We start from the raw sequence: 12,535 nt of genomic DNA, 5'->3' as shown, positions 1-12,535 counted from the left end.
CGGTAAAAATTGTATGTATTTTAACCAGTTAAATAATTGTATATTTGTTTGTCATAAAAAGGACTTTTGTCGTAAATAGACTAAACTGAGTATATACCTGACGAATAAACCATAGCTTCATCCGCCGCTTGTTTAGTTTATTGGGTATAGCATAAAAATCATAAAACGTAAGGAAAGTGCTATGGAAAAAGCTTCGAACCTTGATAGTAAAATGTATGTGCTCGATACCAATGTATTACTCCACGAACCCCTCGCTTATTTATCTTTCCAAGAACATGATGTTGTTATCCCCATGACAGTATTAGAAGAGCTCGACCACATTAAAGATAGGAAACATGACGTTAGCCGTGACGCCCGTGTTGCTATTCGTGGTTTAGATGAAGTGTTAAAGGACGCTTCGCCAGAGCAAATGTTGCAGGGTGTCGCGCTTCCTAGTAACAAAAAGGCTAAAACAGGATCTCGTGGCCGCTTAATTATCGTTAATGACCATTTATTTGCAGACAGTATTTCGGGGTTACCGGGCAACGAAAACGACCACCGCATCATCAATTGTGCTGTTCATTTACAGAAGCAACACAGCGATAGCAAAGTGGTGCTTGTCACTAAAGACATCAATATGCGCCTAAAAGCGAAAGGGGCAGGGCTTAAATTTGTTGAAGACTACAGAACTGACCAATTAATTGACGACATAGCATTGCTTACAAGCGGCTATAAAAAAATTGAAGGTGATTTTTGGCAACAGGTTGGAGAATGCGAAACAGAGCAGCAAGGCCGAGATACCTATCATCATGTGGCTAAAAGCACGATTAGCGATGTGTTCTGTAATGAATATATTTTAGATGAAAGCGACCACTTTGCGGCTCGAGTAACAAGCTACGATGATAAACACATTACTTTAAAGGATATTAGTGTTGAGCGCTTGATGAGCCATACCGCTTGGGGGGTTAAGCCAAAAAATGTTTATCAAGGGATGGCACTTGATGCGCTACTTGACCCAAGTATTGAATTGGTGATTTTAACTGGTCCTGCCGGCTGTGGTAAAACCTTGCTCGCTCTTGCTAGTGCCCTCGAAATGATTATAGAAAAAGGTATTTACGATAAAGTGATTGTTACTCGCAATACCCCAGAAATTGCTGAATCAATTGGCTTTTTACCTGGCACTGAAGAAGAGAAAATGGCGCCGTGGTTAGCTGCTATTACCGATACCTTAGAAGTGCTGCATAAAGGAGATGAAAATCCAATTTCGAGTCGTAATTACATTATGGAAAAAGCCAACGTACAGTTTAAATCAGTAAACTTTATGCGCGGCCGTAGTATTCAAAACGCGGTTGTTATTTTGGATGAAAGTCAAAACTTAACCGCTTCACAGCTGAAAACCATTATTACTCGCTGCGGTGAAGGCACTAAACTCATTTGCTCAGGTAACTTGGCGCAAATTGATAGTAACTACCTCACGCCAGTTACCTCAGGCTTAACCTATATTGTTGAACGTTTTAAAGATTTTCAGGGCAGTGCTACCGTTAATTTAAACGGTGTGGTACGTAGCCGCTTAGCCAGCTTTGCTGAAGAAAATTTATAACTTGCCAGTATTCCTATGCCTCGTTAACCTAGCTGTTATCGAGGTAAGGTACTTATAAGCCAGTGAATTTTTTACCGTTAAAGCATTATTATCGCTCTTTGGCAGTGGCACTTATTGTGCCGCTGCTGGTGGCGTTTTTTTTGTGTTTACACTTATATAATTTAAAACTTGAGCGGGCGATAGAAAGCAGGCAAAACGGTTTTAATAATATTTCAGCTCAGCTTAGCCATGCTATGCGTGCCGCAGATGGCCTTATAGACACCATGTTCAAGCTATATGAGCAGCCACTTTCTTATGATTTTGATCCTAGTTGGGCACGCAATGTGAATCAATACGATCACTATTACTACCAAAGTGTGGGCGATGGAGTGGGGGAGATAGTCGGGCAAGGAAAGTTTGCCTCAACCGCTTACGCAATTAATCAATGGCGACGAGTTATTGCCCTCGGTCCCTCGTTTAATACCACGCTGTCGCTTATTCAATCTTTAGAAGCGGTTGCTTATGTTAATGAGCAAGGCTTTGTTTATATTAAGCGCCGTAACACAGCAAAAAGTGAATTTCTGACCAGTGTGTTAGATAACAAATTTCGACCTTTATCAATCAATAGCAACAAGCTTGCTTCGAGCTCTGTGTTGACCATAAATGGCCATGCCTACTTTGCTATTGGCAAGCAACGAGCCGCTAATAGTCGTGATTACATTGTGTTGATTTATGACCTTAAAGCAATTTCTAACTGGTTAAAAAAAATAGCGCCTAACTATGGTGAGTATATTTTTATAAACCAAGATAACCAAGTCATTGCCAGCTCAAAGACAGAGCCTAATACAGCCATAAGTGCCAGCGAGCATTGGCCGAATGTCGCGATAGATATGAGCAAGAATAACCACAGTCATTTAGTGCAAGAAGCAACAAACTTACCTATTTACACTCGTTTCTATGAATCAAAGCAAGCCCTGAGTGAACCTGTAGGCTACGACATTTTTTTAGAATTCGCATTTTTGAGTGTGTTTTTAGTGATGATGTTCAGCGCTGTTTTTTGGTTGAGTCAGCGCATTTTTGTAAAACCAATGACGCACTTAATGAATTATCTTGAGCAGCATGATGAAGGCAAACAAGCGTTAGTTCATTATCGTATTCCTGTTGATTGGCAGCCTTGGTTCAGCCGTGTGAAAAAGGTGTTTAGCCGTAATGAAGAGCTCGTTCAGTCGTTACAAGAGGCAAATAAAGCGCTTGATTCGCAAGTACAGGTAAAGTCAAAACAATTGCGTCGTAGTATTGATGCGAAAGAGCGTCATTTAGCGCTATTAAATACCATGCTCAATAACGTACCTGACCTAATTTATTTTAAGAATATTGATGGCTCGTTTTTAGGCTGTAATAAGGCGTATGAGCGCTATATCGGCTTGCCACAAGAGAAGTTAGTAGGGCAGCAAATATGTGATATTAGTGATGATAACGGTGAGTTAAACGAGCTTGAAAAGCAAGTACTCAAAGACCGCCAAGCTTATCAAAAAAGATTGACCACAGAAGATAACAGTTATCTATTTAGCATCGTGCCATTTTATAACGAGCATCAGCAATTTCTTGGCACTATGGCAATTGGTCGTGATATTACGGAGCAGCATAATGCGCTCAATGCATTACAAAGCTCCGAAGCAAAATTACGCAGTGCCATGGAATATGCTGCTAATGGGGTGCTGTTGGTATCGCTTGACGATCAGGTGCTGCAAGCAAATAAAGCGGCACGTAAAATCTTTGCAATTGAAAACGCCAATGACCTCAAATTAATAGACTTATTTGCTGAGACGTCTTATCAGACATTAAAAAATACCCTGACAGAGCTGTTGCATGAGAAGAAAAAAGTTTATCACTTTAGTCTTGAGCAGCAAGATCTACAACGCTGGCTACAAATTAGTGTGTCATTAGTTTGGAATGCTGAGCAAACACCTGATTATTATGTTGTTCATGTACAGGATGTGACGGACTTAGTAAAAGCAAAAGATGACGCTGAACGGGCAACATTAGCTAAGAGTCGCTTCATTGCAAACCTTAGTCATGAAATACGCACACCACTCAATGCTGTACTAGGCTTAATTGACGTGATTGCATTGCAAGGTTTAACACAGCCGCAGCGTAATCATGCCGAACAAGCAAAATCAGCAGCCAATAGCTTGCTTACTTTACTAAATCGTATGCTTGACTTTGCCCGCGCTGAAAGCTCGCAAGTACAACTTAATAAAGCCCCTTTTAGTGTGCCTGATTTAATCGACTACTGTCAGGGAATAACAGCCCCTTTATGCGCAAATAAAGATATCGAGTTTAAAGTCGAATGCGATAAAAGCATTAGCGATAACTTAGTGGGTGATCAAATTTGCTTGCAGCAAGTACTGGCTAATTTACTGACCAACGCTGCCAAATTCACCGAACAAGGCACAGTGACATTAAACTTAATGCTGGTGGAAGAGTCAGCTGAGCAGCAACTCATTTGCTTTACTGTTAAAGACACGGGCATTGGTATTAGCAAGGCAGATCAAAGCCGCTTATTTGATGCATTTACTCAAGGTGATGAATCATTAACGCGCTCTCATCAGGGCGTTGGTTTAGGCTTAGCGATTGTTAAGTACGAAGTTGCGCTAATGGGAGGCGAAATTAAGCTGGAAAGCGAAAAAGGTAAAGGCAGTGAATTTTGCTTTTGCTTACAGCTAGATAAAGCCGCGGAGCCTGTGAAAAAAGAACTGGTTTCATTGCCTTCTAGTACTGATTTATCTGGCATGTTAGTGCTGGCTGTGGATGATAACCCGCTTAATTTAAGCATTATTAAAAGTATTTTAGAGCAAATTGATGTCACCGTTGTGTGTGCACACAGTGGTGAAAAAGGCATTGAACTGGCAAATAGCTTAAGGCCCGATCTCATTTTTATGGATATTCAGATGCCAGAAATGGATGGTTGTCAGGCAACGCGTATTATTCGTCAGTCATTCACCAAAGAACAAATGCCGATTTACGCACTCACTGCACACAGTGAAAGCGAAGATATTGAGCATTCAATCGCGGCGGGTATGAATAAGCATTTAACTAAACCGATTGTTGCTAGTAAGTTGTTTTTAGCAATGAGTGAACTTGATAACACAAAAGAAGTCTTTTTTGATCAAGCTTTTATACTGTCTCAGTTTGCAAACAATACTAAGTTAGTATTAACTATGTTGTCGAAGTTTGCGACTATGGCAGCAGAGCAGTTATTACAAATCTCTACATTAAAAACTACCGATGAGTTGGTCCGTGTGGTTCATAATGTAAAAGGGTCAGCCGGAAATCTCGGTTTTAAGCGATTGTCAGCGTGCGCTCAGCAATGTGAAGCTAGGCTTAAAGCAGATGGCGAACTGCCCGAACAATTAAATGATGAGTTGCAATGGCAAATAAAACAGGTCATCGCATTTATCATAGAACAAGGATCTACTGATGTTGAAAAGAGCCAAGGTACTGATTGTTGATGACGATCCGTTAAACCGCTTGGTATTAGAGAAAACATTGCAGCAAGACTATGATGTTTTTTGTGTTGAGAGTGGCGAAAAAGCACTGACGTTTTTAAAAACGCAAACTGTTGATTTGTTGATCTTGGATATTGTAATGCCCGGTATTGACGGCTACGAAGTGCTTACTAAGCTAAAAGAAAGCGCGACTACCAGTATGTTGCCTGTAATATTCATTTCTGCCAATACCAGTCACGATGATGAAGCGAAGGGCCTTGAATTAGGCGCGATGGACTACATCACTAAACCATTTAGTGCTGCTATTGTGCGTGCTCGAGTGCGTAATCAGCTGCTGATCAAACAAAAAAATGACTTACTAGAAATGCTCGCCTCAATTGATGGCCTAACCGAGATCCCAAACCGACGTTATTTAGATGAAAATTTAGCGCGAGAGTGGCGTCGTTGCCGTCGAGATCAAACCCCGCTATCGGTGTTATTGATGGATGTTGATCACTTCAAGCGTTACAACGATTGCTATGGTCACCGAGCAGGTGATGATTGCTTAAAACAAATTGCTCATGCCTTAGTTGGAGCGTGTGAACGAGGCAGTGACTTTGTTGCTCGTTATGGTGGTGAAGAGTTTGCTGCGGTGTTACCCAATACTTCAGCTAAAGAAGCTATGTCGTTTGCAAATAAACTGCGCAATGCGGTGAATGATTTAAACATCCCACACAAAGCGTCGCTAAATGCCGACCATGTCACAATTAGTATCGGTATTGCGACCACAGAAAATGGTCAGGTTTATGCAGAACAAACCTTACTTGAAGAAGCTGATTTAGGTCTTTATCAGGCTAAAGACGCCGGACGAGATCAGATAGTATCGAGAATGATCGCAGTAAATGAACATGAGTAGGCAAAGCCTACTCACCCGTTTCAAATTATTTATTAACCATTGCTAAGTGATTTATAAATCGTATCACCCACGCCAATTAACTTATCATTTTTAAATACGAGTGGCGTACACTCGTCTTTAGTCATCTTGCCATCAGAGTGAATACTATGCGTTGCATAGAATAATACTTGGTAAACATCATCACCTTGCTTTAATAACTCGGTAAAGTTAGGTGTATTTAGTTTGTTTAATACAGTTTGGTAGCTCGTATCTAATGCAAGATTAGAAATCACTTCACGGTTATTTTTATGCTGTTTTTGCCAGCTAGAAGAGTTACCAGCCCAATGTGTGTCGGCTTCACCGTCAGAAACAGCAATGACACAACCAGTTAAAAATGGAGCTGTTAGCGCGGCAATAAGAAGTGCTTTTTTCATGTTATTTTATCCCGAAGAAATTGTTTTATAGTTATTCACTTAATAGCAAACTGCTTGCCAAACTTGTAAATCACAACTAAATCAATTGCTTAGGTTGTGTTTGGTCAATGAGCTAAGTAATAAATTACTAATTACTTAGCTCTATTGACTAATAAATTGCGGTTTAGACCAACCTGTTACGTGTTTCGCCTTGATTAAATGCTTGGATATTTAACGCAATTTCGTTAACTAAGCGCACAATAGATTCTTGGCTCGCCCATGCAATGTGTGGAGTAAGTAATAAGTTTGCACCTTTGTATAGTGCCAGCGGGTTTTCTTGCTCTGCGGGTTCTTTACTGAGTACATCAACACCGGCTCCGGCAATAATATTATTAGCTAATGCATCAGCTAAATCGGCTTCATTGATGATCCCACCACGAGCAGTGTTAATGATGATAGCTGACGGTTTCATCATGCTTAATTCTGCCGCAGCGATTTGGTTGCGCGTTTCATCAGTAAGCGGGCAGTGAACACTAATGATATCGGCTGTGGTTAGGGCGTCATTGAAACTAACACGACCTTCACGAGGCGTTTGGCCTTTTCGTTCACTAATGATGACATTGGCACCAAAGGCGCGTGCTACATCGGCAACGGCTTTACCCAGTGAGCCATAGCCAACAATAGCCAGTGTTTTGCCGGCAATTTCATTAAAGCTGTAATCTAAACGGCAAAACATAGGGCTTTGCTGCCATAAGCCTTGCTGGCAATCATTAATGTATCTGTGAGTATTGCCCAGTAAATTAGTGATGAGAGTAAAGGTATGTTGCACCACACTCGGTGTTGAATAGCCCGCTACATTTGTCACTGCGATGTTATGTTCTTTGGCTGCACTTAAATCAATGTTGTTAGTCCCTGTCGCTGCAACACATATTAATTTTAAATTAGTTAATTTGCTCATGGCGTTCTGATCAATCACCACTTTATTACTGATAACGATATCGGCATCTTGGCAGCGCTCAACAACCTGTTCTTTAGCGGTTAAATCGTAACAGGTTAATTTACCTAATTGCGCTAAGGCATCTAACGAAGTGTTGGCTAATGTCGCTGCATCAAGGACAGTAATATTCATGTGCTTTCCTTTTTTAATTTATTGCTTGACCTTGGGGTGTACTCCAAGGTTTATAGTGAGCATAATAAATAAACGCTTCACAATGGAGACGGTGATGAAAATAGGTGAGTTTGCCCGTCAGTTGGGTGTCTCAACAGATACGCTACGGTACTACGAAAAGCATGGTTTGTTAACGCCTAGTTCGCGTTCAGACGTGGGATATCGTTTTTATTCTGAGAATGACTATAAACAAATGGCGTTTATTCTCAGAGCAAAGAATGTTGGCTTTAGTCTGGCTGAGATCAAAGAGCTACTGCAAATTAAGTTTCATAAAGATCAGCATTCTTGTCATGAAGTTAAAGAGATGACGATACAAAAACGTGATCTCGTTGCACAACGAATTGCAGAGCTTACTCGCTTTTATGACTCACTATCATTATTAGCAGATAAATGCTGTGGCGGAGAAGAGCCTGCTGAAAACTGTTCAATACTAACGACGCTGGAGGATATCGATGGACTTACTCAATAATTTTTGGCATCTGTTTTTACTTTCAGCGCCTTGGTTAATGTTGGGCTTATTCATAGCTGGTCTTCTCAATGTGTATTTGCCTGCTAACTTTCTTAACCGGCATTTAGGCAAAGAAGGGTTATGGACCACAGTTAAAGCAGCCTTTATTGGTGCCCCAATGCCCTTGTGCTCATGTGGTGTGATCCCTGCGGCCATTGGTTTGAGAAGGGCAGGGGCGTCAAAAAGTGCTACCACAGCATTTTTAGTTTCAACCCCTGAAACTGGGGTCGATTCAGTTTCGGTATCTTATGTGTTACTAGGTCCATTTATGGCGGTGATACGTCCTATTGCCGCCGTGTGCAGTGCCACTGTGGCCGGTGTATTAGTGGGGAAAGACAGTGAACTTCATCAGCATCAAAATACAGCATCAGATGAAAAAGACTCAGAATCAACATCTTGTTGTAGCAGTAAACAGCCTGAGCCTGTGACTACAGCGAGTTGTTGTAGCAAAGAGGCATCTACTAAGCCCGCACAAAGTTGTTGTAGTAAGCAATCACCTCAAGAACTTGAGCCTGCTAAAACAACAAGTTGTTGTAGTAGCAAGGAATCGCAACCAACACAGGAGCCCCAACACAGTTGCGCAACTGAAAAAGCAGCACCTTCGCAGAAAAGCTGTTGCAGCACTGAGCAGTCAACTAAAGCCGTTGAAAGTCGTTTTAACAAACTGAAACGCGCGGTGAGCTTTAGTTGCAACAAGCTGCTTGAAGACACCATGATTTGGCTAATGATCGGTTTATTTTTTGCTGCTCTAGTTCAAACTTATGTACCAGAATCTTATTTAAGCCAATGGGGTAATGGCATTCTGGCGATGCTGGTGGTTATTTTAATCAGTATTCCTATGTATATTTGTGCTACTGCATCGACACCTATTGCGGCAGGCTTATTACTCAGTGGTGTGTCTCCAGGGGCGGTGCTAGTGTTTATGTTGGCAGGGCCGGCAACTAATATTGCAACACTTGGTGTGGTTGGTAAAGAGCTTGGCAAGCGTGCGGTATTTGCCTACTTAATAGGGGTGATTGGCACGGCGCTAGCATTTGGCTTTTTAACCGATTATTTAGTGGCGCAATATGGTTTTGTGGTGGCGCCGATGATGGGCGAAGAACATGAAGTTCTACCACATTGGTTAAGCCTTGGGGCAGGTATTGTGTTGGCAATTTTAATGCTTAGATTACTGCTAAAAATGGTATTAAAAAAGGCGTCGCAAACTGGTAAGAGCATTGCTTAATTATTTGTTATAGATATATATTTTCTACATTAATTGGCATTTAATTTGGTTAACTATCGCGACTCGGTTCGCATTTAAAATTGCCTGAGTTATAATCCGCCAATTATTTTTAACGGCACGCTCAGCGTGCCGTTTTTTAACTTAAGTAGTTTTTAATGAGTGAAAGTGTGGATAAATACGCCGACATAAGACCTTACAATGATGATGAAGTAGCTGATTCAGTAGCGCGTTTGATTGCTGATAATGCCTTTGTAGATGTAATCGCTAAGTATAACCTACCGCGCTTTTTATCGAACTTCCCATTTATTACTCGCCCATTAGTGCGCAGTCAGCTGCGTAAAAAGTGGGGCAACACCGCATCGGTTGAGCAAGTTCAGCACGAAGTGGCTGATTATTTAAATAAACTAATCACCCGTACGACTTCAGAAGTAACGTTTTCGGGCATCGATAAACTAGACCCAAAACAAGCCTACTTATTTATTTCGAATCACCGCGATATTGTGCTTGATCCTGCACTTGTGAACTGGGGCTTGTTCAAACACAACATGCCGACAGTTCGTATCGCAATTGGTGATAACTTGCTGCAAATTCCTTATATCACTGAGTTAATGCGTTTAAACAAGAGCTTTATTGTAAAGCGCTCAGCGAAAGCTCCAAAAGAGATGCTTAAAGCATTGTCGCAGCTGTCTGCTTATATCTATGACTCACTTGCTGAAGGCCACTCAATTTGGATAGCGCAAAAAGAAGGCCGAGCAAAAGACGGTTTTGATCAAACAGATCCAGCCTTACTTAAAATGTTGCAGTTACAAGGTCGTAAGCAGAAAAAAGAGTTTGCTGAATACGTACGCGAATTAAAAATTGTGCCAGTGTCTATCTCTTATCAATACGAGCCATGCGCGATTGCAAAAGCGAAAGAGCTTTATCATAAACAGCAACATGGTCAGTATGTGAAACAGCAAGGTGAAGATATTGCTAGTATTGTTGAAGGTTTTAGTACAGCTAAAGGGCATGTACATTTAGCGTTTGGCGAACCAATTGAATCGGGCTGCGAATCACCTGAAGAGCTGGCAAAAACCATTGATCAGCAAATTGTTGATTCGTTTTTCTTACACCCAGGTAACTATATAGCGGGTGGTTGTACGCAAGCTGTGATTGACGAAAAAGATGCTGCTGCATTTAACGAGCGACTAGCAAAAGTGCCAGAGGAGCTAAAACCTTTGGTATTAGCTATGTATGCTAAACCTTTTCATCGTAAAGCAGAACTTGCCACAAGCGAATCTGAGTAAGCGATACAATTATACCAATCCGCAATAATACTTAATCATTTTGAGGGATTAAACCTGTCGCTACCTGCGTTAAAAATTTCTCATTTAGAACAACTAAATAACGAAATTTTTTCCTTGTTATCAACAAGATTTTCTTGCCTCAAAATAAACTACTTAATTAAGCGAATTGGTATTAGTTTAAGAAGCCACTTTTTAAAGTGGCTTTTTTTATGGTTAATTTTCAGGCTATACTTTTAATATTCTTTATTAACCGGCATTTGTGATGCAACAAATTGAAATATTTGAAATTCCAAGCCCTTGCAAAGGGATATGCCAAGTTAATAACCGAGGCTATTGTAAAGGTTGCTACCGCAGTCGTGATGAGCGTTTTTATTGGAATAAGTTTACCAATGCAGAAAAACGTAAAGTCATTAGCTTATGCCAACAGCGTTATAAACGTTATCTTCAGAAAAAACAGCAGGCAGAGCAGCAACAAACAAATCCTGAGCAAGACGGTTTTGATTTTTAAAATTTACTGAGGTTGTATTTCGATTTTAAAAATTGCACCGTGCCGTTTTCATCAAGCTTTTTAAGTACTTTAGTCAGTTGCGGAATTATCGCTTTATGCCGTTTATGCACAAAGTGAAAGCTCTGCATCGGCATTAAAACCTGTTTATGAAAGGCTGTTTGATCAAACCCCGGATGCTTAGTCGACAATAAAAAGTCTAGTAATATTGTCCCTTCAACACGTTTTTGCGTGAGTAAATTAAGCTGCGCAGTGACATTTCTAACCTTGATCACATCGCCTGCAAATGGGTGGTTATCGATATAACTCTGAGCCGCTGGGTAGCTTGACTGAATTGCTAACGATTTAAGCTGTTCATATTGGCATTGTCGGCAGTTTTTCAGTAGCACTAGATTAAAATCAAAAAGCGCATAGTCTACTTTCAATAAATTAGGATAATCGTCTTTAACATCGGCAATGCGCCCTAGTTGCCCATCGAGCACACCTTGGTTTGCAGCAACCAGCGCATTTTGATGATTAAAATCGATTATATGGATCTCATAGCCAATTTCTTTGTATGCCATTTTCATTAAATCAATAACATAGCGAGCTTGTGGTGTATCAGCGGGGCGATTAAAGATCAGTAAATTAGTGCTGGCACTACTTGAGAAGCAAAAAAACAGCAAAAATAAGGCAAATCTGTGACTCAGATACTTCGACAACGTGCGTTCCTTGCGTACATAAATTGCTCGTTAATTTACTGATATGTGTTTCCAAAATCAAGCTTATCCGTGGGCTTTTTAAGCTAATAAAAGGGATTAAAGCCTGTTAATTTTGTTATACTTGTGAAATCAAAAATTTATTGCTGAGAAAGTATGAGTTTCAATCTATGTAAATTGCCACGAGAGCAAAAATATCAAATTCAATTGGATTACGAAGCGTCTTTTTGGGCTTATCAAATAAAGCGTGGTAAGAACACCCGCGAAGGTGTTTACACTGCAATAAATAGTCGTCCAATATCTGAGCAAGCGTTCTTAAAGCAGCAGTTTGAGCATTACCTTTCGCTAATGAGCTAACCATGGCTGCGTTTAGATTTTGTTTACTTGAGCCAATTAAAACGCCGTTAGTAAACAAATTTTATGATAAACACAAGGCTCGCGGCCGAGCGAGCAAAGCTGACCAAGTATGGGTTGCTTACAAAGAAACAGAAATAATTGCCGCTTGCCGAGTTCAAAACCAAGCTGGGCTGTTATTTTTGTCTACCCTTTATGTTGATGAAGTATGGCGGGGTCAAAAAATTGCTTCACAATTACTTGCGGCTGTCACCGCCGCACAAAAAGGGACAGTTTTTACCTTCGTGTACCAAAATCTGATTGATTTTTATCTACAAAATGGGTTTAACTATGCATTAACATTACCCAATTCTTTGCAATCGTTGTTTGAGGTATATGCGCATCGAAACGTAGTTGCGATGCACTTTACGCGTGACACAGTGCCAAGTTAGCAATTT

The 12,535-nt window shown here is 40.6% G+C and carries 12 protein-coding genes; 9 read left to right on the top strand and 3 right to left on the bottom strand.

Annotation, left to right across the window (positions count from 1 at the left end; all coding sequences use genetic code 11):
• The first annotated feature begins 181 nt into the window (after positions 1–181).
• The 3 genes from AOG26_RS12270 (at position 182) to AOG26_RS12260 (ending at position 5,962) form a co-directional block, all read left to right on the top strand.
• On the top strand, positions 182–1,579 hold the full coding sequence (locus AOG26_RS12270; protein WP_054562762.1) for a PhoH family protein: 1,398 nt from the start codon (positions 182–184) through the stop codon (positions 1,577–1,579).
• A 62-nt stretch (positions 1,580–1,641) separates the two neighbouring features.
• A complete protein-coding gene (locus AOG26_RS12265; RefSeq protein ID WP_054562761.1) occupies positions 1,642–5,070 on the top strand; it encodes a response regulator in 3,429 nt (1,142 codons plus the stop codon).
• Positions 5,039–5,962, top strand: coding sequence for a GGDEF domain-containing response regulator (locus tag AOG26_RS12260; protein WP_054562760.1), 924 nt, complete (start codon positions 5,039–5,041; stop codon positions 5,960–5,962). The genes AOG26_RS12265 and AOG26_RS12260 overlap by 32 nt, the downstream gene beginning before the upstream one ends.
• A gap of 32 nt (positions 5,963–5,994) precedes the next feature.
• Here AOG26_RS12260 and AOG26_RS12255 read toward each other — a convergent pair whose 3' ends face one another.
• Together AOG26_RS12255 and AOG26_RS12250 are read right to left on the bottom strand one after the other, a co-directional pair.
• The gene (locus tag AOG26_RS12255; RefSeq protein ID WP_054562759.1) at positions 5,995–6,375 is read right to left on the bottom strand and encodes a DUF3192 domain-containing protein; all 381 of its coding nucleotides are present in this window, start codon (positions 6,373–6,375) and stop codon (positions 5,995–5,997) included.
• 163 nt (positions 6,376–6,538) lie between these two features.
• On the bottom strand, positions 6,539–7,483 hold the full coding sequence (locus tag AOG26_RS12250; RefSeq protein WP_054562758.1) for a D-2-hydroxyacid dehydrogenase: 945 nt from the start codon (positions 7,481–7,483) through the stop codon (positions 6,539–6,541).
• Between the two features lie 94 nt (positions 7,484–7,577).
• Between AOG26_RS12250 and zntR the strand changes: the two genes are divergently transcribed.
• The 4 genes from zntR to AOG26_RS12230 all read left to right on the top strand — a co-directional run bounded on the left by zntR (position 7,578) and on the right by AOG26_RS12230 (position 11,049).
• Complete coding sequence (gene zntR, locus AOG26_RS12245; protein ID WP_082401639.1) at positions 7,578–7,991, top strand: Zn(2+)-responsive transcriptional regulator; 414 nt, start codon at positions 7,578–7,580, stop codon at positions 7,989–7,991.
• Positions 7,975–9,255: an SO_0444 family Cu/Zn efflux transporter gene (locus AOG26_RS12240; protein ID WP_054562757.1), complete on the top strand. Its 1,281-nt coding sequence runs from the start codon at positions 7,975–7,977 to the stop codon at positions 9,253–9,255. The genes zntR and AOG26_RS12240 overlap by 17 nt, the downstream gene beginning before the upstream one ends.
• A 155-nt stretch (positions 9,256–9,410) precedes the next feature.
• On the top strand, positions 9,411–10,541 hold the full coding sequence (locus AOG26_RS12235) for a 1-acyl-sn-glycerol-3-phosphate acyltransferase (protein ID WP_054562756.1): 1,131 nt from the start codon (positions 9,411–9,413) through the stop codon (positions 10,539–10,541).
• A 262-nt stretch (positions 10,542–10,803) separates the two neighbouring features.
• Positions 10,804–11,049, top strand: a complete 246-nt coding sequence (locus AOG26_RS12230; protein ID WP_054562755.1) for a DUF1289 domain-containing protein — start codon at positions 10,804–10,806, stop codon at positions 11,047–11,049.
• Here AOG26_RS12230 and AOG26_RS12225 read toward each other — a convergent pair.
• Positions 11,046–11,747: a transporter substrate-binding domain-containing protein gene (locus AOG26_RS12225; RefSeq protein WP_235575491.1), complete on the bottom strand. Its 702-nt coding sequence runs from the start codon at positions 11,745–11,747 to the stop codon at positions 11,046–11,048. The genes AOG26_RS12230 and AOG26_RS12225 overlap by 4 nt on opposite strands.
• A gap of 153 nt (positions 11,748–11,900) precedes the next feature.
• On the opposite strand from AOG26_RS12225, the gene AOG26_RS12220 reads away from it, so the two are divergent.
• Both AOG26_RS12220 and AOG26_RS12215 read left to right on the top strand, forming a co-directional pair.
• Positions 11,901–12,101: a DUF3283 family protein gene (locus tag AOG26_RS12220; protein ID WP_054562754.1), complete on the top strand. Its 201-nt coding sequence runs from the start codon at positions 11,901–11,903 to the stop codon at positions 12,099–12,101.
• Between the two features lie 2 nt (positions 12,102–12,103).
• The gene (locus AOG26_RS12215; RefSeq protein ID WP_054562753.1) at positions 12,104–12,529 is read left to right on the top strand and encodes a GNAT family N-acetyltransferase; all 426 of its coding nucleotides are present in this window, start codon (positions 12,104–12,106) and stop codon (positions 12,527–12,529) included.
• The last annotated feature ends 6 nt before the right edge of the window (positions 12,530–12,535 follow it).

Source organism: Pseudoalteromonas sp. UCD-33C (assembly GCF_001306895.1).
Taxonomy (GTDB): Bacteria; Pseudomonadota; Gammaproteobacteria; order Enterobacterales; family Alteromonadaceae; genus Pseudoalteromonas.
The sequence above is the reverse complement of the archived record's forward strand: the minus strand, read 5'-3'. Positions and strand labels throughout refer to the sequence as shown.